General features: G+C 71.9%; 19 protein-coding genes and 2 pseudogenes. 7 read left to right on the forward strand and 14 right to left on the reverse strand.

Features of this window, described 5'->3' with window-relative positions; genetic code table 11:
• Positions 1-1496 (forward strand): annotated as a pseudogene (locus tag ACFY7E_RS28305) (AfsR family transcriptional regulator); the annotation flags it as partial.
• Between the two features lie 18 nt (positions 1497-1514).
• Here the strand turns inward: ACFY7E_RS28305 and ACFY7E_RS28310 are convergent.
• The 3 genes from ACFY7E_RS28310 to panB form a co-directional block, all read right to left on the reverse strand.
• A complete protein-coding gene (locus tag ACFY7E_RS28310) occupies positions 1515-2384 on the reverse strand; it encodes an ABC transporter permease (protein WP_389489718.1) in 870 nt (289 codons plus the stop codon).
• Positions 2381-3382: an ATP-binding cassette domain-containing protein gene (locus ACFY7E_RS28315; RefSeq protein ID WP_389489720.1), complete on the reverse strand. Its 1002-nt coding sequence runs from the start codon at positions 3380-3382 to the stop codon at positions 2381-2383. Before ACFY7E_RS28315 ends, ACFY7E_RS28310 begins: the two co-directional genes overlap by 4 nt.
• A 134-nt stretch (positions 3383-3516) precedes the next feature.
• Positions 3517-4389 carry a 3-methyl-2-oxobutanoate hydroxymethyltransferase gene (gene panB, locus ACFY7E_RS28320; RefSeq protein WP_389489722.1) on the reverse strand — a complete coding sequence of 291 codons (873 nt, stop codon included), beginning with the start codon at positions 4387-4389 and terminating at the stop codon, positions 3517-3519.
• A 250-nt stretch (positions 4390-4639) separates the two neighbouring features.
• Between panB and ACFY7E_RS28325 the strand changes: the two genes are divergently transcribed.
• The 4 genes from ACFY7E_RS28325 (at position 4640) to ACFY7E_RS28340 (ending at position 9747) form a co-directional block, all read left to right on the forward strand.
• Positions 4640-6310 (forward strand): MFS transporter, encoded by a 1671-nt coding sequence (locus tag ACFY7E_RS28325; protein ID WP_389489725.1) that lies wholly within the window; start codon positions 4640-4642, stop codon positions 6308-6310.
• Between the two features lie 131 nt (positions 6311-6441).
• On the forward strand, positions 6442-7158 hold the full coding sequence (locus ACFY7E_RS28330; protein ID WP_389489915.1) for a TetR/AcrR family transcriptional regulator: 717 nt from the start codon (positions 6442-6444) through the stop codon (positions 7156-7158).
• 199 nt (positions 7159-7357) lie between these two features.
• On the forward strand, positions 7358-8380 hold the full coding sequence (locus ACFY7E_RS28335) for an endonuclease/exonuclease/phosphatase family protein (protein WP_389489727.1): 1023 nt from the start codon (positions 7358-7360) through the stop codon (positions 8378-8380).
• Positions 8381-8502: 122 nt separating this feature from the next.
• Positions 8503-9747 carry an MFS transporter gene (locus ACFY7E_RS28340; protein WP_389489730.1) on the forward strand — a complete coding sequence of 415 codons (1245 nt, stop codon included), beginning with the start codon at positions 8503-8505 and terminating at the stop codon, positions 9745-9747.
• Here ACFY7E_RS28340 and ACFY7E_RS28345 read toward each other — a convergent pair.
• The 5 genes from ACFY7E_RS28345 to ACFY7E_RS28365 form a co-directional block, all read right to left on the reverse strand.
• Positions 9713-11476: an NAD+ synthase gene (locus ACFY7E_RS28345; protein ID WP_389489732.1), complete on the reverse strand. Its 1764-nt coding sequence runs from the start codon at positions 11474-11476 to the stop codon at positions 9713-9715. The two genes, ACFY7E_RS28340 and ACFY7E_RS28345, sit on opposite strands and share 35 nt — an antisense overlap.
• Positions 11477-11652: 176 nt before the next feature.
• On the reverse strand, positions 11653-12072 hold the full coding sequence (locus tag ACFY7E_RS28350; protein ID WP_389489734.1) for a CBS domain-containing protein: 420 nt from the start codon (positions 12070-12072) through the stop codon (positions 11653-11655).
• A gap of 130 nt (positions 12073-12202) precedes the next feature.
• Positions 12203-12832 carry a DUF305 domain-containing protein gene (locus ACFY7E_RS28355; protein ID WP_389489736.1) on the reverse strand — a complete coding sequence of 210 codons (630 nt, stop codon included), beginning with the start codon at positions 12830-12832 and terminating at the stop codon, positions 12203-12205.
• Positions 12829-13506 (reverse strand): DUF3105 domain-containing protein, encoded by a 678-nt coding sequence (locus ACFY7E_RS28360; protein ID WP_389489739.1) that lies wholly within the window; start codon positions 13504-13506, stop codon positions 12829-12831. Before ACFY7E_RS28360 ends, ACFY7E_RS28355 begins: the two co-directional genes overlap by 4 nt.
• A 90-nt stretch (positions 13507-13596) precedes the next feature.
• Positions 13597-13941 carry a hypothetical protein gene (locus tag ACFY7E_RS28365; RefSeq protein ID WP_389489741.1) on the reverse strand — a complete coding sequence of 115 codons (345 nt, stop codon included), beginning with the start codon at positions 13939-13941 and terminating at the stop codon, positions 13597-13599.
• 291 nt (positions 13942-14232) lie between these two features.
• Here ACFY7E_RS28365 and ACFY7E_RS28370 point away from each other — a divergent pair, with 291 nt between their 5' ends.
• A complete protein-coding gene (locus ACFY7E_RS28370) occupies positions 14233-15594 on the forward strand; it encodes a glutamine synthetase family protein (protein ID WP_356543831.1) in 1362 nt (453 codons plus the stop codon).
• Positions 15595-15669: 75 nt separating this feature from the next.
• Here ACFY7E_RS28370 and ACFY7E_RS28375 read toward each other — a convergent pair.
• From ACFY7E_RS28375 to ACFY7E_RS28400, 6 genes and pseudogenes are all read right to left on the reverse strand, one after another.
• Positions 15670-16935 (reverse strand): annotated as a pseudogene (locus tag ACFY7E_RS28375) (tyrosine-type recombinase/integrase).
• 81 nt (positions 16936-17016) lie between these two features.
• Complete coding sequence (locus ACFY7E_RS28380; RefSeq protein ID WP_389489744.1) at positions 17017-17238, reverse strand: helix-turn-helix domain-containing protein; 222 nt, start codon at positions 17236-17238, stop codon at positions 17017-17019.
• A gap of 486 nt (positions 17239-17724) precedes the next feature.
• Complete coding sequence (locus ACFY7E_RS28385; protein ID WP_389489746.1) at positions 17725-19200, reverse strand: ATP-binding protein; 1476 nt, start codon at positions 19198-19200, stop codon at positions 17725-17727.
• 2 nt (positions 19201-19202) lie between these two features.
• Positions 19203-20039 (reverse strand): DNA primase, encoded by an 837-nt coding sequence (locus tag ACFY7E_RS28390; protein WP_389489748.1) that lies wholly within the window; start codon positions 20037-20039, stop codon positions 19203-19205.
• On the reverse strand, positions 20036-20764 hold the full coding sequence (locus ACFY7E_RS28395) for a DNA methylase (RefSeq protein ID WP_389489750.1): 729 nt from the start codon (positions 20762-20764) through the stop codon (positions 20036-20038). Before ACFY7E_RS28395 ends, ACFY7E_RS28390 begins: the two co-directional genes overlap by 4 nt.
• A gap of 88 nt (positions 20765-20852) precedes the next feature.
• Positions 20853-21359 (reverse strand): hypothetical protein, encoded by a 507-nt coding sequence (locus tag ACFY7E_RS28400; protein WP_389489752.1) that lies wholly within the window; start codon positions 21357-21359, stop codon positions 20853-20855.
• 232 nt (positions 21360-21591) lie between these two features.
• Between ACFY7E_RS28400 and ACFY7E_RS28405 the strand changes: the two genes are divergently transcribed.
• The gene (locus ACFY7E_RS28405) at positions 21592-21846 is read left to right on the forward strand and encodes a hypothetical protein (protein ID WP_389489754.1); all 255 of its coding nucleotides are present in this window, start codon (positions 21592-21594) and stop codon (positions 21844-21846) included.
• Positions 21847-21848: the final 2 nt, after the last annotated feature.

Raw genomic sequence — 21848 nt, forward strand, 5'->3', positions numbered from 1 at the left:
GGCATCTGACGTACTACCGGGAGCTGGCCCGGCGTACGGATCCGCAGCTGCGGGGGCCGGGGCAGGTCGCCGCCGTCGCCCGCTTCGAGACCGAGTACGGCAACCTCCGCACCGCCCTGCGCCGGGCCGTCGACGCCCGCGACGAGGACGAGGCCCTCGTCCTCGTCCACTCCCTGCTCTGGTACTGGCAGATGCGCGACCTGCGCACCGACGCCCTGCACTGGGCCGAGGCCGCCGCGGCCCTCGGACCCGACCCGTTCGCACCGCCCGCCGCCCCCGTCGTCCCCCTGTACGAGCCGTGCACGGCCGCCCCGCCGCCGCTCTCCGAGGAACAGCGCTGGGAGGCCCGGCGCGGGGTGCGGCTCGTCGAACTGATCAACATGAGCCACGAGACCGGCCGCTGGACCTCCCCCGAGGGCGTGCGGCGACTGCGCGAGATGACCGCCGTCCACGACCCGGGCCTGCCCCAGTCCTGCCGGCTGCCCGGCTCCTTCGCCGTCTTCGCGGTCCTCCTCATCGGAGAGGCCGGCCGGCTCGGCGAGCGGCTCGACACCACCGTCGACGCCTGCCGCCGCTACGGCTACGACTGGGACCTCGCCAACATCCTCCAGCTGCGCGCCAACATGCTCGCCAACCGGGGCGACCGGGCCGCCGAGGCGATCGCCGACGCCGACGAGAGCCTGGAGATCTTCGAACGGTTCGGCGACGCCTGGGGCGCGGCCGAGGCGCTCTCCTCCCGCGCGGAGGCCAAGGAACGGCTCCTCGACTTCGAGGCGGCCGCCGCGGACTTCACCGCCGCCATCGGCCACGCCGAACGGATCGGCGCGCAGGCACAGGTGCTGCTCCTGCGGGCCCGGTACGCCGGCACGCTCGTCGAGGCCGGACGGCCCGCCGAGGGCGAGGCGATCCTGCGCGAGATCCTGGCCGACGACCACGGCCTGGGCCACGAACCCCGCGTCGGCGCCCGCATGTTCCTCGGCGTGGCACTCGCCCGGGAGGGACGCACCGACGAGGCCCGCGAGCACCTCCACGCGCTGCTCCGGGAGTTCGACTCGGACACCCTCGCCCTCTTCAAGGGCTTCACCCTCGGCGTCCTCGGCTGGCTGGACGTCCTGGACGGCCGGTACGCCTCCGCGCTCGCCCTCGCCGCGGAGGCGTACGAGCGCTCACTGGTCCCGCTGTCCATGATGATCGGCCCGCAGATGCCGGCCACGCACCTGGTCGTCGCCGCCTGGGCCCTGGCCGGGCTCGGCGGACCGGAGGCGCGCACCGGCGCGGTGCTGCTCGGGGCCAGGGAAGGACTGCTCCCGGCGGAGCACCTGCCGCCGCCGACCGAGCGGGAACAGCTGGAGCGGGCCACCGCGCTCGCCCGGTCCGTGCTCGGCGACGCGGAGTTCGGGGCGGCACGCGCCGAGGGCGACGGCCTCTCCCTGGAAGAGGCCGCCGCCCTGCTCGGTCGCGCCGCCGACGCGATCGGAGAGCGCGCCGAGTCCTGACCCCCGAGGGACCCCGGCTCAGGTCTTCCTGCGGAACTTGGCGACCGCGATCGGCGCCGTGACGACCGTGATCAGCACCGACCAGCCGAGGGTCATCCACACCGAGTGGGCGAGCGGACCGCCGTTGACGAGGTTCCGCGCGGCGTCGGCGAGGTTGGAGAGCGGGTTGTAGTCGGTGAAGGTCTCCAGCCAGCCCGGCATCGAGGTCGGCGGGGCGAAGATCGAGGAGCCGAACTGGAGCGGCATCAGGACCAGCATCGCGACCCCCTGGACCGCCTGGCTCGTCTTCATGGTGAGGCCGAGCAGGATGAAGACCCACATCAGCGAGGCGCCGAAGACCATCGACAGGCCGATCGCGGCGAAGAGGTCGAGGACCGAGGTCTTGATCTCCATGCCGAGCAGGAAGCCCATGCCGAGCAGGATCGCGGTGGCGATCAGCATCCGGCCGACCTCGACGACGATCTTGGCGATCAGGACGGAGGACCGGGCGATCGGCATCGTCCGGAACCGGTCCATGACCCCCTTCTTGAAGTCCTCGTTCACGCCGGTTCCGACGGCCATGGCGATGTTCATGCCCATCATCGCCATCAGGCCGGGCGTCACGTAGTTCACGTACGCGTCGTTGTTGCCCTTGCCGGCGATCGCGCCGCCGAAGACGTACACGAACAGCAGGATGAAGATGATCGGCATCAGGACCGCGTCGAACATCGACTCCGGGTCCTGCTTGATCTGGAGGGCGTTGCGCCGGGCCAGGGCGCCGATGTGGCGCAGGTTGGCCCGCAGGCCGATCCGGCCCTCGCCGGCCGGCGTCCGCGCCGGGCCCGTGCCCCGGTCCGGGCCGCCGACGGGGGTCTTGGAGAGCGGTGTGGTCGTGGTGGCGGTGCTCATGCGGCGACCTCCTCGGGAAGCGCGTCGGACACGGTCGTCTTCTGGCCGGTGATCGCCAGGAACACCTCGTCCAGGCTGGGCAGATGGGTGCCGATGTGGGCGATGCCGAAGCCGCGCGCGCCGAGCAGGCCCACGACGGCGGTCAGCTGCTCGTCGGCGAGGATCGGCACGTACAGCGCGCCCTCGTCGGCGACGACGGTCGCGCCGGCGACGCCGTCGAGACCGGTCTCGCGCAGCGCGGCGGCCATGGCGGTCAGGTCGGCCGGGTCCGCCGGGCGCACCTTCAGGGTCCGGCCGCCGACCCGGGCCTTGAGCTCGTCGACCTTGCCCTCGGCGATGACCTTGCCGCGGTCGACGACGGTCAGCTCGCTCGCGAGCTGCTCCGCCTCCTCCATGTACTGGGTGGTGAGCAGGACCGTGGCGCCCTCGGAGACCATCCGCCGGACCTCGTCCCACACCTCGTTGCGGGTGCGCGGGTCGAGACCGGTCGTCGGCTCGTCCAGGTAGAGGACGGCCGGGTTCCCGATCATCGAGGCGGCCAGGTCGAGCCGCCGGCGCATGCCGCCCGAGTAGTTCATCGCGGGCCGCTTGGCGGCCTCGGTGAGCGAGAAGCGCTCCAGGAGCTCGTCGGCGCGGGCCCGGGCGTCCTTGCGGGAGAGGTCGAGCAGCCGCCCGATCATGTAGAGGTTCTCCCAGCCGGACAGCTTCTCGTCGACCGAGGCGTACTGGCCGGTGAGGCCGATGGTGCGGCGCAGCTGCCGGGGCTGGCGCACCACGTCGTACCCGGCGACGAAGGCGGTCCCGGAATCCGGGACGAGCAGGGTGGACAGGCAGCGGACGAGGGTGGTCTTGCCGGCTCCGTTGGGGCCGAGGACCCCGAGGACCGTGCCCTCCCGGACGTCCAGGTCGACCCCGTCGAGGGCCTTCGTCGCGCCGAAGTGCTTCACGAGGCCCCGTACCTCGACGGCGTTGGTGTGTGATCGCGTCATGTCCACCATGGAACAGGACCCCACCGACAGGACCCCGACAGACGGCCGACAGCCCGCCGATGGGGGATGTCGGCGGGCTGTCGGAGGTGCCGCAGTGGCTTTTCGGGGGTCTTCCCCGGATCCCTGGTGGAATCCCCGGATCCCTAGTGGAAGGTGTGCTCCTCGGCGGGGAACGCCCCGCCGGAGACGTCCTCGGCGAAGGCGCGCGCGGCATCGCCGAGCGTCTCGCGGAGGTTGGCGTACTGCTTGGTGAAGCGCGGCACCTTGCCGCCGGTCAGACCGGCCATGTCGGTCCAGACGAGGACCTGCGCGTCGGTCCCGGCGCCCGCGCCGATGCCGATGGTCGGGATGTGCAGCGAACGGGTGACCTCGGCGGCCAGCTCGGCCGGCACGAGCTCCAGGACGACCGCGAACGCGCCCGCGTCCTGCGCGGCCTTGGCGTCGCGGAGGAGCCGGTGGGCGGCCTCGTCGGAGCGGCCCTGCACCCGGTAGCCCATGGTGTTGACGGACTGCGGGGTCAGGCCCAGGTGGGACATGACGGGGACGCCGGCCTGGACGAGCAGCTCGGTCTGCGGCAGCGAACGCTCGCCGCCCTCCAGCTTGATCGCGCCGACGCCGGCGTCCTTGACGAGCCGGGTGGCGTTGCGCAGGGCCTGGACGGGCCCCTCCTGGTACGAGCCGAAGGGGAGGTCGCCGACGACGAGGGCCCTCCTGGTCCCGCGCACGACGGCGGCGGAGAGGAAGGTCATCTCGTCCATCGTGACGGGCACGGTGGTGTCGTAGCCGAGGTGACAGTTGCCCATCGAGTCGCCGACGAGGATGACGGGGATGCCGGCCTCGTCGAAGACGGAGGCGGTCATCGCGTCGTAGGCGGTGAGCATGGGCCACTTCTCGCCGCGGGCCTTGGCGGCGGCGATGTCGTGGACGGTGAGGCGGCGGGTGCCCTTCCCCCCGTACAGCGACCTGTCGTTGTCGCCGGAGGCGGCGGGCGGCTTCTGGGCAGCCTGAAGCGTCATGGTGCACGGCTCCTTGTCGTCATCTCGAGGCGCCCTCACGGCGTCCCCGGACCACGTCCATGGTGGCACTTCGGCGGGCGGACGGGAAAGTGGGCCGAAGTGGCGCTGTTCACACCCCCGCGATGTGTGAAGCCCGGCGGGGACGTGAAGCGGCGCGGCGTCGGACCCGCGTGCCGGCGCAGCGTAAAGACTCGTCCAGCTTTTTCGATACGAGACGGTCTCGTATCGAAATGGCCCTACGCTGGTCGGCATGTCACAGCCGTCCACCGCACCCGCCGCACCCGCGATACCCGCCGGGCCCCGCGTCCCCGAGGCCGTCCACCGGCGTCGCTGGGCCGTCCTCGGCGTCCTCATGCTCAGCCTGCTGATCGTCGTCCTCGACAACTCGATCCTGAACGTGGCCGTCAGGACGATCGCCGCCCCCGCCCCCACCGGCATCGGCGCCACCCAGAGCGAGCTGGAGTGGGCCATCAACTCCTACACGCTCGTCTTCGCCGGGCTCCTCTTCACCTCCGGCCTGCTCGGCGACCGCCTCGGCCGCAAGAAGGTGCTGCTCTTCGGCATCACCGTCTTCGGCATCGGCTCCGCCCTCGCCGCGTTCTCCGGCTCCCCGGGCGAACTGATCGCCTTCCGGGCCGTCATGGGCCTCGGCGCCGCCTTCGTGATGCCCGCGACCCTCGCCGTCCTCATGAACGTCTTCGAGCGCGACGAGCAGCCCAAGGCCATCGGCATCTGGGCCGGCGGCGTCGGCCTCGCCATCGCGATCGGTCCCATCACCGGCGGCGTCCTGCTCGAACACTTCTGGTGGGGATCGATCTTCCTCGTCAACGTGCCCGTCGTGCTCCTCGCCCTGGCCCTGATGGTCTGGCTCGTGCCCGACTCCCGGGACCCCAGGCCCGGCCGCGTCGACGTGCCCGGCGTGCTCCTCTCCGTCGTCGGCCTCGTCCTCCTGGTGTACGGGATCATCCGCGGCGGCGAGCTGGCGGACTTCACCGACGTCACCGTCCTCGCCCCGGTCCTCGGCGGCCTCGCGGTCCTCGTCGGCTTCGTCCTGCACGAACGGCGCAGCGACCACCCGGCCATCGACATGTCGTACTTCGGGAAGCCCGCGTTCTCGGCCGCCGTCGCCGCGATCGCGCTCGTCTTCTTCGCCCTCATGGGCGTGACCTTCTTCTCGGCCTTCTACCTCCAGAGCGTCCGCGGCTACACCGCCCTGGAGTCCGGCCTGCTCCTGCTGCCGCTGGCCGTCGCCCAGATGGCGTTCGCGCCCCGCGCCCGGCTCGTCGTCGAGCGCTTCGGCGCCCGGACCGTGTGCGCCGCCGGCATGCTGCTCGTCGCCCTCGGCCTCGCCGCCTTCGCCCTCTTCGACACCTCGACCCCGGTCTGGGCCCTCGAAGTCGTCTTCTTCCTCCAGGGCGCGGGCATGGCGCACATCATGCCGCCGGTCACGGTCGCCATCATGCAGGCGCTGCCCCGCGAGAAGGCGGGCTCCGGCTCGGCGATCAACAACACCTTCCGGCAGGTCGGCGGGGCGCTCGGCGTCGCCGTCCTCGGCTCGGTGCTCTCCTCCGTGTACCGGGGCGAGATCGAGGGGCACCTGGGCGGGGTGCCGGCGGCGCTGCGGGCCACGGCGGGCGAGTCCGTCGAGGGCACGCTCGCGGTCGCCGAGAAGCTCGGTCCGGCGGGCCGGGACCTGGTGGCCCCCGCGTACCGGGCCTTCCTGGACGCCATGCACGTCACGGCCTGCGCCTCGGCCGCGATCGCCCTGGTCGGCGCGGTGGTCGTCGCCGCCTTCCTGCCGGGCCGCGCCCCGGCGTCCCCGGGCGCCGCCCCGGACGCGCCCGGCGGCCCGGAGGGCGACACCCCCCGGGCCTCGGTACCGGCGCCCGGCGCCGGAGCGGGAGAATCGGCCCGACGGTAGCCCGCAGCCCCCGGACGAGAGGCGGAACGCACGTGTCGCTCCAGAACGGCGAGAACCCGGCCCCCCACGCCGACGGGGACGCTCCCGGCGAGAGGCCGGAAGCCGGGACGACGACACCTCCGGAGGGCGGGGTGGCCGCTCCGGGGGACGGGACGACGACACCTCCCGGGAGCGGGACGACGACACCTCCGGGGAGCGGGAAGGCGTCGGCTCCGGGGCCCGGGGGCGCCGCCCCGGGCCCCGGAGGCCCCTCCGCTCCCGCCCCCCGCCGGGGCCGTCCCCGGTCCGAGGCCGTCGAGCAGGCGATCTTCGAGGCGGTCGGGGGGCTCCTGGACGAGGGGGTCCCGCTGACCGAGCTGTCCATCGAGCGGATCGCCCGCACCGCCGGGGTCGGCAAGGCCACCATCTACCGCCGCTGGTCCGGCAAGGAGGACCTCTTCGTCGACCTGCTGCGCTCCCTGGAGCCCCCGGACCCGGTGCTGCCCGGCACCTCGGCCCGGGACGACCTCGTGGCGCTCCTGGAGTCCCTGCGGCAGCGCGGCCTCGCCAAGCGGACCTCCGCCCTCCTCCACACCGTCTTCTCCCAGATGCAGCTCTATCCCAAGCTGTGGGACGCCTACCAGCTCACCGCCGTCGAACCGCGCCGCCGCCTCGGCCTGGACGCGGTGCTGCGGGGCATGGAACGGGGCGAACTCCGCGACGACCTCGACGCCGAGTTCGTCAACGACCTCCTCGTCGGCCCCCTGCTGCTGCGCACGATGATCCGTCCGGGCTCCTCCGACCTGGAGCCCGGCCTCGCCGAACGGGTCGTCGACACCGTCCTGGACGGCCTGCGCCCCCGCGCCTGACCCACCCCCGGCCCCGGGGCCGCGGACCGCCGCGAATATGAGCGTTCTGTCACAACAGCCCCGCCTCCGCACCCCGCAGGAACCCGCCACGCGTGCGGTGTCGTCCCTGGGGGAGTACGGCCGCCCCCTCATCGCCTAGTGTCGACGTCGGGTCACGGCAGCAGGCAAGACGGCACGGCGCACGGCAGTGAGGGCAGCGATGACGCGGGTGGACACGACGGGGACCGAGTACGGCGGTGCGAACGGCGAGCGTCCCCGTTCCCGGTTCCGGACCGCCCTCGACCGGCTCCGCCGCGACCGGGGGATCTGGCGCCGGGGCGTCCTGATCGCCCTGGCCGCCGTGGCGCTCACCCTCGTCATGGTCCTCCACGCCGACATCCCCAACCGGATCGGCAACCTGGGCAGCCTCACGGAGACCTTCCTCCCCTGGTTCGGCCTCTTCGTGCCGCTCCTGCTCGTCCTCGCCCTGCTGCGCCGGTCCGCCACCGCGCTGATCGCGCTGCTGCTGCCGGCCGTGGTGTGGCTCAACCTCTTCGGCGGGCTCGTCGCCGACAAGTCGGCCTCCGGCGGCGACCTGTCCGTCGCCACCCACAACGTGAACGCCGACAACCCCGACCCCGAGGGCGCCGCCCGGCAGCTCGCCGCCTCCGGCATCGACGTGCTCGCCCTGGAGGAGCTCAAGGGCGACATGGTCCCGGTCTACGAGGAGGGCCTCGCCGAGGCCTACCCGTACCACTCCGTCCAGGGCACCGTCGGCCTCTGGAGCAAGCTGCCGCTGCGCGGCGCGCAGCCCGTCGACATCCACATGGGCTGGACCCGCGCCATGCGCGCCTCCGTCGTGACCCCGAAGGGCGAGGTGGCCGTGTACGTCGCCCACCTGCCGTCGGTGCGGGTCAGGATGAACGCCGGGTTCACCGCCAACCAGCGCGACAACAGCGCCGACGCGCTCGGGGCCGCCATCTCCCGCGACCCGCACGAGAGGCTCGTCCTCCTCGGCGACCTCAACGGCACCATGAACGACCGCGCCCTCAACGCCGTCACCTCGCAGCTCCGCTCCACCCAGGGCGCGGCCGGCGACGGCTTCGGGTTCAGCTGGCCGGCCTCGTTCCCGATGGCCCGCATCGACCAGATCATGGTCAAGGGCGTCGAGCCCGTCTCCTCCTGGGCGCTGCCCGCCACGCGGAGCGACCACCTCCCGGTAGCCGCGCGCGTGGCGTTCTGAACCGGCCCCGCGCCGAAACGTCCCCTTCATCCTCCGGAAGCCACCGGGAACACGCCGTCTGCGACAATTTGTTCAGACAGCGAACTAATCCTCGCCCCCACCCCCGGAAGGCTTCCCCTCCCATGCCCCTGGCGTTGCTCGCCCTGGCCGTCTCCGCCTTCGGCATCGGCACCACCGAATTCGTGATGATGGGCCTCCTGCCCCAGGTCGCCGAGGACCTCGGCACCTCCGTCCCCACCGCCGGACACCTCGTCTCGGCGTACGCGATCGGGGTCGTCGTCGGCGCCCCACTGCTCACCGCCCTCGGCTCCCGCGTCCCGCGCAAGCGGATGCTCCTGCTGCTCATGGCCCTCTTCACGGTCGGCAACCTCGCCTCCGCGCTCGCCCCCGGCTTCGGCTGGCTCGTCGCGGGCCGGGTCCTCGCCGGCCTCCCGCACGGCGCGTTCTTCGGCCTCGGCGCGGTCGTCGCCGCCCGCCTCGTCCGCGAGGACCGGCAGGCGCGGGCGGTGGCCACCATGTTCCTCGGGCTCACCGTCGCCAACATCCTCGGCGTACCGGCCGCGACCCTCCTCGGCCAGCACCTCGGCTGGCGGGCCACCTTCCTCGTGGTCGCCGCGATCGGCCTGCTCGCCGTGGCCGCGCTCGCCCGCCTCGTCCCGCCGATCCCCGCCGACCGACACCGGAGCCTGGGCCGCGAGGTGCGCGCCCTCGGCCGCCCGCAGGTGCTGCTCGGCCTGCTCACCGCCGTCTTCGGCTTCGCGGGCGTCTTCGCCGTCTACTCGTACCTCGCCTCGATGACCACCGAGGTGATGGGCTTCGGCGACTCCACCGTCACGGTCGTCCTCGCCCTCTTCGGCCTCGGGATGACCGGCGGCGCGCTCGCCGCCGGACCGCTGACCGACCGCGCCCTGCGCCCCACCCTGTACGGCTCGCTCGCCGCCCTCGTCCTCGCCCTGGTCGCCTTCCGGTTCACCGTCCACGTGCCCTGGCTGGCCCTGGTCACGGTCGTCGTGCTCGGCGCGGTCGGCTTCATGACCACCACCCCGCTCCAGATGCTGGTCATGCGCAAGGCCGCGGACGCGCCCACGCTCGCCTCCGCCTCCAACCACTCGGCCTTCAACCTCGCGAACGCGGGCGGCGCCTGGGCGGGCGGCGCGGCCGTCGCCGCCGGCTGGGGCTGGACCTCCCCGACCCTGGTCGGCGCGGGCCTCAGCGTCGTCGGCCTGGCGGTCGCGGCGGTGGCGGGCCTGCTCGACCGCCGTACGCCGGAGGGGACCTCCCGCGTCGTCGCGGGAAGCCCCCTCGAAACCGCCGAAGAAGCCGGGGCCGGGGTCAGCCGGCCGGGGACTCCCGCCAGCGGTTCGTGACCGGCAGGCGCCGGTCCTTGCCGAAGCCCTTCGCCGAGATCTTGGTGCCCGGCGGGTACTGGCGCCGCTTGTACTCCGCCGCGTCCACCATCCGCAGCGTCCGCGTCACCAACTCCTCGTCGTACCCGGCGGCCACGATCGCGTCCCGCCCCCGGTCCCCGTCCACGTACAGGGCGAGGATGCCGTCCAGGACCTCGTAGTCCGGCAGCGAGTCCGTGTCGACCTGCCCCGGGCGCAGCTCGGCGCTGGGCGGCTTGGAGATCGAGTTCTCCGGGATCGGCGGCGTCCGGCCGCGCTCCTCGGCCGCCCGGTTCCGCCAGCGCGCGAGCCGGAAGACGTCCGACTTGTACACGTCCTTGAGGGGCCCGAACGCGCCGACCGCGTCCCCGTACAGTGTCGAATACCCCACCGCCAGCTCGGACTTGTTGCCCGGCGCGAGGACCAGGTGCCCCTCCTGGTTCGACAGCGCCATCAGGGCCGTGCCGCGCAGCCGGGCCTGGAGGTTCTCCTCCGCGAGCCCGGTGAGGCCGAGCGCCCCCATGTACGCGTCGAACATCGGCTCGATCGACACCGTGCGGTGGTGGAGCCCGGTCCGGCGGGCCAGCTCGGCCGCGTCGCCGCGCGAGTGCCCGGAGGAGTACTTCGACGGCATCGACACCCCGTACACGTTCTCCGCGCCGAGCGCGTCGCAGGCGATCGCCGCGACGAGCGAGGAGTCGATGCCGCCCGACAGGCCGACCAGGACCGAGCGGAAACCGTTCTTCGCGAGGTAGGCGCGCAGGCCGACGACGAGCGCCGAGTACACCTCCTCGTCGTCGTCGAGCCGGCGCGCGCAACCGCCCGTCAGCTCCGGCTCGTACGCGGGCAGCGGCTTCTCGGAGAGCACCACCCGGTCGATCCGCAGCCCGTCCTCCCCGACCGGCCCCTCCGGTGCGTCCGGGTCGTACGCGGGCAGGTCCAGGTCCAGGATCACACTGCCCTCGACGAACTGCGGGGCCCGCGCCACGACCTCGCCCGCCGCGTCCACGACGATCGAGTCGCCGTCGAAGACCAGCTCGTCCTGGCCGCCGGTGGCCGCCAGGTACGCGGTGACGCACCCGGCCTCCCGGGCCCGCGTCCGGACCAGTTCGAGACGCGTGTCGTCCTTGTTCCGCTCGTACGGCGAGGCGTTCACCGACAGGAGCAGCCCCGCCCGCGCGGCGCGCGCCGCCGGGACCCGGCCGCCGTCCTGCCAGAGGTCCTCGCAGATCGCCAGGGCCACGTCGATCCCGTGGACCCGGACGACCGGCAGGGTGTCGCCCCGCACGAAGTAGCGGTACTCGTCGAAGACGCCGTAGTTGGGCAGGTGGTGCTTGGCGAACCGCAGCGCCACCTCGCCGCCGTACAGGACGGCGGCGGCGTTCTCCGGCGACCCGGCCGGCCGGCCGAGCCGGGGCTCCGCCCGCTCCGAGCGGTCCAGGTGACCGACGACCACCGGCACCTCCCCGAACCCCTCCTCGGCGAGCCGCCGGGCGAGCCCGCGCAGGGCCGCCCGGGACGCCTCCACGAAGGAGGAGCGCAGCGCGAGGTCCTCGACGGGGTATCCGGTCAGCACCATCTCGGGGAACGCGACGAGGTGCGCGCCCTGCCCGGCGGCGTGCCGGGTCCAGTGCACGATCGCCTCGGCGTTCCCGGCGAGGTCTCCGACGGTCGAGTCGATCTGATTGAGGGCGAGGCGTAGTTGAGGCACGTGCCCAGTCTAATCGTCAGACCGACGCTATGTCTTGGTGCAGGGGTACCGGGGCCGGGACGGGCCGGGAGCCCGGGACCGGGTCGGGGTTCCTGGACCGGGCCGGGAGTCCAGGACCGGTCCCGCCCCGCTCCGTCCCCCCCCACCCCGTCCCGCCCTTCGTCCGAGGGGGAGCGTCAGGAGGAGGCGTAGACGCTCATGCAGAACGCCTTGATCTGCTCGTCCGACAGGTGCTGCGCCAGCTCGGCCTCGCTGATCATGCCGACGAGCTGCTTGTCCTCGATGACGGGCAGCCGCTTGATCCGGTGGCCCTGCATCTCCTCCAGGACGGCGCCCACGTCGGCGTTCGCCTCGACCCAGCGCGGGGTGCCCTGGGCCATCTCACCGCAGGTCACCTTGGACGGGTCGTGGCCCATGGCCACACAGCCGACGACGATGTCGCGGTCCGTGAGGATGCCGCAGAGGCGTTCGTTCTCGTCGGCGATGGGCAGGGCGCCCACGTTCAGGTTGCGCATGAGCTGCGCGGCACGGTCGAGCGTCTCGTGAGCCGGGATCCACTGGGCCCCGGGGTGCATGATGTCCTTCGCCGTGGTCATGGGGTCGCGTACCTTTCGTCGTCGAACGTCGTCGTACGAATCCCCGAGCCCCTTCATTCTCGGCGCACGGCACGGCCCCCGCGACCGCAGCGGGTCACGGGGGCCGGGGCCCTCCTCCGAGGGGCCGGGGTCAGGCCCCGCGCTCCTTCAGCATGTCCGCCATCAGCAGCACCTCGGACTTCTGCGCGTCGACCATGCCCTGGGCGAGCGCGCGCTCGGCGCCCACGGTGCACTTCTGGACGCAGCCCTCGGCCATGTGGACCCCGCCCTTGTGGTGCTCGGTCATCATCTTCAGGTACAGGACCTCGGCCTCCCGGCCACTGGCCCCGCGCAACTCCTCGATCTGCGTCTTGGTCACCATGCCCGGCATGAGCGCCCCGTCCAGCGGACCGGTGTCGCCCGAGCCGCCCATGCCCATCCAGGTCATCGGCTCGACGCCGGACTCGTTCTTGGGCAGTCCCCACAGGTCGAGCCAGCCGAGCATCATGCCCCGCTGGTTGGCCTGCGTGTTGGCGATGTCGTACGCGAGCCGGCGCACGGCCTCGTCCTTCGTCCGGTCCCGGACGATGAACGACATCTCGACGGCCTGCTGGTGGTGGACCGACATGTCCCGGGCGAACCCGGCGTCCGCCGAGGCGGAGACCGGGGTCGCGGGGACCTCGTCGCGGTCGGCCGACGCGACGGTGACGGCACCTCCGGCGAAGAGCAGCGCGAGGGCGACGGCGGCGATCGCCGCGCCCTGCGTGCGGTTCGGCCTCACCGGCCCATCCCCGCGCCGCCCGCGCCACCGGCGTCGAGCCCGCCCGTGCAGGCCGCGCCCGGCTCGGGGGTCTGCGTGCCCTGCACGTACTTGGTGAAGAACGCGTCGACGCGCGGGTCGTCCGCGCCGTCCACGGTCACCTGCTTGCCCCAGGCGGACAGCATGATCGCCCCGGCCTGGTCGTCCACGGGGCTCATCAGCGTGTACTTGGTCTTGCCCACCTTCGCGGCCAGCTGATCCACGTCGGCCTTGGGGGCCTTCTTGTTGTACGTCACCCAGACGGCACCGTGCTCCAGGGAGTGCACGGCGTTCACCTCCGGGATCGGCTTCGTGTAGACGTCGCCGTCGCAGTTCATCCAGACCTGGCTGTGGTCACCGCCGACCGGCGGCTTCATGTCGTACTTCACGGCCGTCTGGACGTGGTTGCGGCCGAGCTTGGCGGGGTCCCAGGTCTTCTCGGCGGAGATCGGGGCCTTGGCCGCGGCCTCCTTCTGGTCCTGCTCGTCGGACTTCTTCATCAGCACGAAGCTGCCGAAGCCGACGAGGCCGAGCACGACGACGGTCGAGACGCCGATGGTGATCAGACGGTTGCGGCGCTCGCGGGACTGTTCGGCGCGGCGCATCTCCTCTATCCGGGCGCGGCGGTCGGCGTTGGCGGAGCGGTTGGCGGCCATGGTGGGTCGTCCTTCTTCGGGAGGTGGGGATGGAGTTCGGTCCGGGCACGGACGTGCGGCGTCGGGGCGGACGGGCCGCCCGTCCTCCGCCTAGGTCCGGAGAACCTGAAGGACGTGCAGGTCCGGCGCGCGGGGCCGGACGCCGGAGCGGCGCGCCGGCCCGTCGCCGGAGACCGGGGCGAGGCGCGGAGGCCCGTCCGCCGCCTGGAGCGGGGGATCGAGCGGGGGCGCGCTGAGCACCGCGGGGGAGAGGGAGGGGAAGAGGGAGCAGCCGCTGCGGTCGTAAGGACAGACGTACTCGACGGCGACGGCGGTCGCGGCCTGCCCCTGCCGCTCCGGAACCGCCCCGTGATGGGACGCCCCCGCCCCCGGCCCCGTCCCCGAACAGAAGAAGAGCGCGGCGAGGAGCGTCGCCACGGCACTCACCAGTGCCATGGGACGCGCGTGCCGGGACGGGCGTACGAGCCGTGGGGCCCCCATGGGCGGAGATCGTAGTGGGCGAAGGCCGCCTGTGGGCCGAACGGGGTACCACTGGCCGCCGGAGGACGGGCGACGGACCGGGAACGGCCGAGGGGGAACGTTCCGTCCCCCGTTACCTGAGTCACAACCGAGCAGGCAGTATGGGTGTGCAACGTGCGCGAAACCATGTGGTGGGATGCTCAGGTGCCCCCGATGTGCCCGAGGCGGTGGGATCAGGCGGCCTGACCAGCGAGGATGGGTGTGGAAATGGACAAGCAGCAGGAATTCGTGCTCCGTACGCTCGAAGAGCGCGACATCCGCTTCGTGCGTCTGTGGTTCACCGACGTGCTCGGCTTCCTCAAGTCGGTGGCCGTGGCGCCGGCCGAACTGGAGCAGGCCTTCGACGAGGGCATCGGCTTCGACGGCTCCGCGATCGAGGGCTTCGCCCGCGTCTACGAGTCGGACATGATCGCCAAGCCGGACCCGGGCACGTTCCAGATCCTGCCGTGGCGCGCGGAGGCCCCGGGCACGGCCCGGATGTTCTGCGACATCCTGATGCCGGACGGCTCGCCGTCCTTCGCGGACCCGCGCTACGTCCTGAAGCGGGCCCTGGCCAAGACCTCGGACCTGGGCTTCACCTTCTACACCCACCCCGAGATCGAGTTCTTCCTCCTGAAGGACAAGCCGCTCGACGGCTCCCGGCCCACCCCGGCCGACAACTCGGGCTACTTCGACCACACCCCGCAGAACGTGGGCATGGACTTCCGCCGCCAGGCGATCACCATGCTCGAATCGATGGGCATCTCCGTCGAGTTCTCGCACCACGAGGGCGCGCCGGGCCAGCAGGAGATCGACCTCCGCTACGCCGACGCGCTCTCCACGGCCGACAACATCATGACCTTCCGCCTGGTCATGAAGCAGGTGGCCCTGGAGCAGGGCGTGCAGGCCACCTTCATGCCGAAGCCGTTCTCGGAGTACCCGGGCTCGGGCATGCACACCCACCTCTCCCTCTTCGAGGGCGACCGGAACGCCTTCTACGAGTCGGGCGCGGAGTACCAGCTCTCCAAGGTGGGCCGCTCCTTCATCGCGGGCCTCCTGAAGCACGCGGGCGAGATCTCGGCCGTCACCAACCAGTGGGTCAACTCCTACAAGCGCATCTGGGGCGGCTCCTCCCGCACGGCCGGCTCGGGCGGCGAGGCCCCCTCGTACATCTGCTGGGGCCACAACAACCGCTCGGCCCTCATCCGCGTCCCCATGTACAAGCCGGGCAAGACGGGCTCCTCCCGCGTCGAGGTCCGCTCCATCGACGCGGGCGCCAACCCCTACCTGACCTACGCCGTCCTCCTCGCCGCCGGCCTCAAGGGCATCGAAGAGGGCTACGAACTCCCGGCCGGCGCCGACGACGACGTCTGGGCCCTCTCCGACTCGGAACGCCGAGCGATGGGCATCGAGCCCCTCCCCCAGAACCTCGGCGAGGCGATCTCCCTCATGGAGAAGAGCGAACTGGTCGCGGAGACCCTGGGCGAACACGTCTTCGACTTCTTCCTCCGCAACAAGAAGCAGGAGTGGGAGGAGTACCGCTCGGAGGTCACCGCCTTCGAGCTGCGGAAGAACCTGCCGGTGCTGTAAGCGCAGGTCAGGACATGTAGAGACTAGAACTGAGGCTGAGGGCCGACGGTCGCGAACCGTCGGCCCTCAGGCGCCCTACTCGGCCTGGGCCGTCTCTGGGCCGTCAGACGTCGAACCGGGGCCCTCGTAGAGCCCGTCCACGGCCCGGCGGGCCCGTCCGTCGCTGCTCGGCATCAGGTGCGTGTAGACCCGGAGCGTGAACCCGGGGTCACCGTGACCGAGGTACGAGCTGAGCGCCTTGATGTTCTCGCCGGCGTCGAGGAGCACGGACGCGTAGAAGTGCCGCAGCGCGTGCATTCCGTGTTCGCGGGCCGCCTGGTGACGCGCGCCCTTCTTGGGTTCCGGAATCACGCCGGCCTGGACGAGGGCGAGTTTCCACACGCGGGTGTTGAAGTCGGTCCGGCGCACGGCGCCGCCGCCGGTGAGCGAGAAGTACAGCCGCTTCGTGACGAGCGGCCCGTCCGGCTTCAGCCACGGCAGTGAGACGTCGACGGGCGGGAATTCCTCGGCGTGCTCGTGAAGAACGCGGGCGACCTAGCGGGGGAGCGGGACGTCCCGCTCCTTTCCACGCTTCGGCGGCCCGAAGACGAGATGCCCGTTCACGACCTTCACCTGATTCGCGACGTGGAGCCATCCGGTGTCGAACCTGACGTGCTCCTCCGCCAGTCCGAAGATCTCGCCCTGGCGGAGACCGCACCCCCCTCCGATGTCGACCATCGCCTGGTAGCGCTTCGGCAGCGCCGAGCGGATGGCGAACACCCGCTCCGCCGCCCACGGCCTCACCCGCGGCTCGACCGGCGCTGGCGGCCGGACCGAACGCGACTTGCACGGGTTCTTGGCGAGCAGCTCGTCGTCCACGGCCGCGGCGAGCACGGCGGAGACGCTGGCGAAGATGACCCGGCGGTACGAGGACACGGGAAGGGCCTTCTCCAGCGCCGCGAGCCACTCGCGGATGTGCTCGGGCCGGAACGAGTCGATCGGACGCGTTCCGAGGTACGGGAACGCGTGCAGACGGAGGTGGACGCCCACCGTCGTGCGCGTCGTCGGGTCCGTTGTCTGGGAGGCGAGCCACTTCTCGCCGTACTGCTGGAACGTAATCCGTCCGGCGGACGGGTCGATGTACTGCCCGCGGCTCATGTCGGCCTCGATGGCGGAGAGCCACTTGTCCGCGAGGCGCTTCTGCTTGTCCGGGAAGCTCTTGGACTTCTCAGTGCCGTCGGGCCCAATGTAGCGGGCCCGGTAACGCATGCCGGTGCCGTAGCGGTCGGTTTTGACCCGGCGCTCCTTGCCGTCGGCGTCGGTCTCGGTCTTGTACCAGCGGTCCTGGACGTGGCCGGCCATGGGCGGGTGCGGTTCCTTTCGAAGTATGGAAAGGCCTGTGCCGCCCCACGACGGGGGCGGCATAGACCGGTGAGGGGCAGATCAGGCAGCAGCGTCGAACTCGCTTTGCTGGGTGACCCAAGCTCGGACGGCGGCGGGGTCGTAGCGGACGTGGCGGCCGACGCGGAATCCGGGCGGGCCGGTGCGCTTCTTGCGCCAGTGGTAGACGGTCTCCAGGGGGACATCGAAGAGTTCGGCGATGTCCTCGGGGGTGAGGTACCGGTCCGGGAGTCCGGCCCGCAGGGTGGTCACGGCGGATGCCATATTGGCTCTCCTCTGGCTTGTGAACAGTTGGCTTGCCAGTGCTGAGAGGGCGCCTTGGGGAGGCGCGTGTGTCCGAGGTGGGAATTTCTGCGTCATCGCGTCATCTGCGTCATTCGGGGGTCTGACCTGCGGTTTCAGGTGACGCAGGGAGCGGCGGCGTGTGTCACCCGTGACGCGGCCATCCGTCACCGGGGTGACGCAGATGACGCAGGATGACGCAGAGATTCGGGCTCTGCGTCACCCTTGTCCGTGCAGGTCAGGTGCGGTTTCCGGGGCCGTGGTGACGCGGGTGACGCAGCGTCTTTCTACTTAGGAAAAAGACGGGGGTTGTCTCTGTTGTTGTGTGCGCCTTCAGACGCGAATGGGGAGCCGCGAAGCGGCACGCCCTTTGGGCGGCGGCGAGCCGCCGAAGGGCAAGAGGAGCACCCCGACGCCGGGGCGAGGCGCGCTCCTCTTGCTTGTGCGCGAGCGGTCCCGCTGCTGCGGTCAGAACGCCGTCTGCTGCTCGTTGGTCGGCGGCACGGGCCGGGTCATCTCGATGTAGCGGGCGGTCTTGGTGCGTCCCCAGTCGACCAGGACACCCCGGGCGGCCAGGACGGGCTGGAGGCGCTTGAGGCGGTCGGAGAGGACTTTGCCGGTGGTGGGCCATCCCTTGGGCAGGGGCCGGAACTCTCCTTCGTCGGTGTAGAGCTGGGTCAGGGCATGCAGCCACTCAGCCGACGTCATCCGCACCTCGCTGCCCGGTTCGATGTCGGCGGCGCGCTTGAGGACGGTCTGGGCGAGGATGTCGCCCTCGATGACGTCGTCGTTGAGGTCGTCCAGGCTCGCCCGGTAGGCCTCCAGGGCACCGAAGTTCCGGGCCGCATCCAGCTGCGCGCACAGGTGGGCGAAGTCCGCCATCCGCAGGTCGGTCGGGATGTCGGCCTGCGCCGCACGGATCTCGACCGCGAGGTCGAGGACGGAGCCGAGGATCACGGGCAGCGCTTCGGCGAACTCGCCCCACAGCTCCGCCTCCGTCCGCCGCACCCTCGGCCGCTCCAGGCGGAGGGGGAGGAGGCGTTCGGCGAGGTCGGGGCGGATGACGCCGACGTCGATGCCGGTGAGCAGCATCGGCCGGCGGTAGCGGGAGCGCACCACGTCGCCGTCGGTGAACAGGGCGCGCTTGATGTTCTCGGCTCCGGTGACGATGCAGCACATCAGGTCGGAGAGGTCGGGGCCGAGGTGGCTCAGGTTGTCCAGGCCGGTGATCCATCCGGCGGCGACGGCGGTGATCAGGTTCTCCTCGTCCTTCGGGGCGCGGCGCAGGTCGCCGCTCATGCCCTCGATGATCCGCACCAGCATCTTCCCGGCGGTGGACTTGCCCGCTCCCTGCGGGCCGGTGAGGAACGGGGCGGGGACGGGGGCGTCGGGGCCGAGGCAGCCGACCAGCCACGCGAGGGCCAGGGCCTCGCCCTGGGCGCTGGCAAAGTTGCACAGCCGCATCAGCCGGTCGATCCCCTTGCCGTCGGTGCCCTTCACGGGCAGCGGGAGTTCCCCGGTGAGCTGGGTACGCCGCCAGCAGACCTCGCGGGGGTCGGGGGTGCGGATCTCCCAGCCGGTGGGGTGGATGCGGACAGACTGGCCGTCATCGCGGCCCAGGTCGAGCCATGTCGCGCCGTCGAAGCCGGGGGCGACGCGGATGTGGATGGGCTGGACGTCCTCAGTGAGCGCGAGTGCTTCGATCAAGTCGAGTGCCTCCTTCAAGGCGGTTCCGTTGAAGACGCCGAGCCCGTCGCGGAACAGGCCGACCATGAGTTCCTGCCGGTGGCTCCCGGTCGTGCCCTGGGAGCGGATCGGGCGGGCGACGGGGTGGCCATTGCGCTGGGCGTAGACGGTGCCGTCGACCGTGCGGAAGTAGCGAAAGTGCTCCCGCGCGTAATCGCTGATGATCTGGCGGGCCGGGTTCTTCTCGTCCTCGGACATGGCTACATCCCCAAAGCCGCGGAGGCGTTGGCCCACGCGTCGGTGCAGTGCCGGGCGGATTCGCCCCTGGCCTGGGCGGCGGTGAACAGGCGCCCGATGTGCGCCTCGGTCAGGCAGCCGCACCGGCCGTGCGCGGCCAGTACCGCCAGGAACGTCCGGTACACCGCCGCATGCACCCCGCTCGTCGCCGTGCTGATGCGCTGCTCGGCCATGGCGATCCCGCGCTCCAGGTAGACCGGCGAGCGATGCGGGCATTCCCCGCCCCCGGCGAGCGCGGGCACCGTGACGGCGCGGGGCGCGGGCCGGACGGCGGGCCTCACCTTGACCAACTCGTGCACGGCGGCCGGGACGTCGGCCAGGGGGCCGGTACCGGGGCCGAGCCAGCGGGCGTAGGACATGGCCGACTTGATGTCCACGCCCTCACGGATGGCGTTCACCGACCGGACGGTGCCTCGGTAGATCCAGTGCTCGCCGCGCGTGGTGGCCACGGTCGTAGTGGGCGGCAGGTTCTCCCGGGCCCAGGTGACGGCGGCCTGATTGTCGAGGTCGACCACGGTCACGCCGGCGCCGCCGGGGTGGTAGCCGATCGCCCGCGCCCGCCGCCACGCCGCCGCCCACTGCGGGGAGGCGACGACGGCGGGGTCGGTGGTGGCCGCTGCCCAGCCGTGGCACGGCCACGGGCAGGCGCACGGGCCGGGGACCCGCATGTTCGGCCGCCCGCCGCAGGCGAAGTCGCCGCAGGCGCGGCAGTTGCCGAAGGGCCGCTTGTCGGCCCGCAGGGGCAGCACCGGCAGCCCACCTTCGGCGAGGCCGAGGGCGGTGGTGGGGATGCTGTTCACGCGGCCACCCCCGCACGCATCTGGGCGAGGAACTGGGCGCCGATCCAGTGGGTGTAGGCGGGAGGGATGGCCTCGGTCAGCTCCTCGCGGACGTCGGTCCAGGTGATGCCCATGGCCGTCTGCAACTCGGGCACGGAGGGCTTGCCGCCGCCGTTGCCGTAGGCGGCGACGTAGGGGCCGTCGAAGAACTCCCCGTGTCGCCACCCCCGGACCCGGCCCCGGTGCTTGGGGTGGGCGGGCCGGGCGACGGACCAGTGGCCGAGTTCGAAGTTCCGGTGCCGCAGGACGCCGAGGGAGAACTGTTCGCCGCACAGGGTGAGGTCCTTGCGGATCTCGGCGCGGCCGTTGGGCTGCTCGATGACGTACGGCAGGCCGGACGCCTCCAACAGCACGCGGGTGGGCGGGACGAGGTCGACGTGGCTGCCGCCCCAGCCCTTGGACCGGTTGGTGCCCACGGTCAGCGCGCATCCGGCCTGGCACGGCGGGGAGGTGTGGACGAGGGCGAACCGTCCGATCTCGCCGGTGGCGATCAGGTCCGCCAGGAAGGTCAGGGCGTCGGCCCGGTGGAAGGTGAAGGGGTAGTTCGGGCGCGGGGCGATGTCGACGCCGACGACGTCGAACCCAGCCCGCCGGTAGCCGGTACCGGCGCCGCCGGCGCAGCAGAACAGGTCGAGCAGTAACGGCCGGGCGGTGTGCTCTCGCCGAATGTCGGTGGGTTGGGTCATGCTTGGTGTCTCCAGTTCTCTTGTTCGGTGCTGGATTACGAAGGCGGTCCCGGTTCTTTGGCGAGTCGCGGGGGCCGCCTTCGGCTTGTCAGCAGTGGTGGATGGTTCCGTTGGCGCGGCCGAACATGCCGGTGGCGGTGATGTTCTGCGTGATGTGCGTCGCCCCGCCGCCCTGCCCCGCGCCCGCACTGATGCCGCTGCCGATGGAGCGGCGGGCGGTGCGGAGCAGGACGGGGACGGCGATGACGGCGGCGACGACGAGGGCGGCGGCGGACCACAGGGCGTGGCTCATGGCGATGAGTCCCGGGGCGGCGTAGGAGAGGCCGATGCCGCCGGCGGCGATCCCGCCGCCGACGGTGGGGGCGAGCAGGGCGGTGGTCTTGGCCCATGTCGGAACCGGCTGTGGGGCGGTAACCGGAATCTGCTGCGGGGCGGTGGGGTGGGTGTAGGCGAGGGTGCGCACGCCGTTGGGGAGGGTGACCCAGTCGACGCCCGGCGGGATCTGGGCGGGCAGGATCATCGGCTGTCCGGCGGGCAGCCGCTGCGGGTTCCAGGGGTGGGGGGTGGTGATCTCGTACGGGGTGGGTTCGGGCACAACGGGGTCCCTTCAACGGGCCGGGCAGCACCCCCGTGTGTGGGGTGCTGCCCGGTGGTCTGCTTGTCGTCCGGCTTGTCGCGTGGCTTGTCGCTTGTCTTGTCTTGTCGCTTGTCGCCTTGCAGGTCACAAGGCGCTTTTGGCCCTCTGCGAGGCACTTGAGGCCCTTGTTGGGCGGTGGCGGGCGACAGACGATATGCGGCGTGCGGCGCGGTGATGGTCTCGTGACGCCTTGCCCGACAACGGCACTGCTGCCGTTGCCTATTGGGGGGATGTAGAAGTGAAGTTCAGTCCGCGTGTTCGGTTGGTGGGCAACGTCGTCGGTACCGTCCTTTGGCTGGTGGCCGGCTACGTGATGGCGACGGATAGCGCTGGTTTCTTCAGCACCTGGCTCATGTGGGTGGTCGGGCTCGGCGTGGCGACCGGGCTGCTGTGCACGCTGCGGGGGATCTACCTGGCGCACCAGGAGCAGAAAGCCGCGCGGTGACG

The sequence above is a fragment of the Streptomyces sp. NPDC012825 genome (genome assembly GCF_042900925.1).
Classification (GTDB): domain Bacteria; phylum Actinomycetota; class Actinomycetes; order Streptomycetales; family Streptomycetaceae; genus Streptomyces.

Coding starts and splice junctions, on each gene's coding strand:
- ACFY7E_RS28310 (WP_389489718.1), bottom strand. CDS start 2,384: ATGAGCACCGCCACCACGACCACACCGCTCTCCAAGACCCCCGTCGGC.
- ACFY7E_RS28365 (WP_389489741.1), bottom strand. CDS start 13,941: ATGGCACTGGTGAGTGCCGTGGCGACGCTCCTCGCCGCGCTCTTCTTC.
- panB (WP_389489722.1), bottom strand. CDS start 4,389: ATGACGCTTCAGGCTGCCCAGAAGCCGCCCGCCGCCTCCGGCGACAAC.
- ACFY7E_RS28335 (WP_389489727.1), top strand. CDS start 7,358: ATGACGCGGGTGGACACGACGGGGACCGAGTACGGCGGTGCGAACGGC.
- ACFY7E_RS28370 (WP_356543831.1), top strand. CDS start 14,233: ATGGACAAGCAGCAGGAATTCGTGCTCCGTACGCTCGAAGAGCGCGAC.
- ACFY7E_RS28385 (WP_389489746.1), bottom strand. CDS start 19,200: ATGTCCGAGGACGAGAAGAACCCGGCCCGCCAGATCATCAGCGATTAC.
- ACFY7E_RS28360 (WP_389489739.1), bottom strand. CDS start 13,506: ATGGCCGCCAACCGCTCCGCCAACGCCGACCGCCGCGCCCGGATAGAG.
- ACFY7E_RS28315 (WP_389489720.1), bottom strand. CDS start 3,382: ATGGTGGACATGACGCGATCACACACCAACGCCGTCGAGGTACGGGGC.
- ACFY7E_RS28380 (WP_389489744.1), bottom strand. CDS start 17,238: ATGGCATCCGCCGTGACCACCCTGCGGGCCGGACTCCCGGACCGGTAC.
- ACFY7E_RS28350 (WP_389489734.1), bottom strand. CDS start 12,072: ATGACCACGGCGAAGGACATCATGCACCCCGGGGCCCAGTGGATCCCG.
- ACFY7E_RS28325 (WP_389489725.1), top strand. CDS start 4,640: ATGTCACAGCCGTCCACCGCACCCGCCGCACCCGCGATACCCGCCGGG.
- ACFY7E_RS28340 (WP_389489730.1), top strand. CDS start 8,503: ATGCCCCTGGCGTTGCTCGCCCTGGCCGTCTCCGCCTTCGGCATCGGC.
- ACFY7E_RS28395 (WP_389489750.1), bottom strand. CDS start 20,764: ATGACCCAACCCACCGACATTCGGCGAGAGCACACCGCCCGGCCGTTA.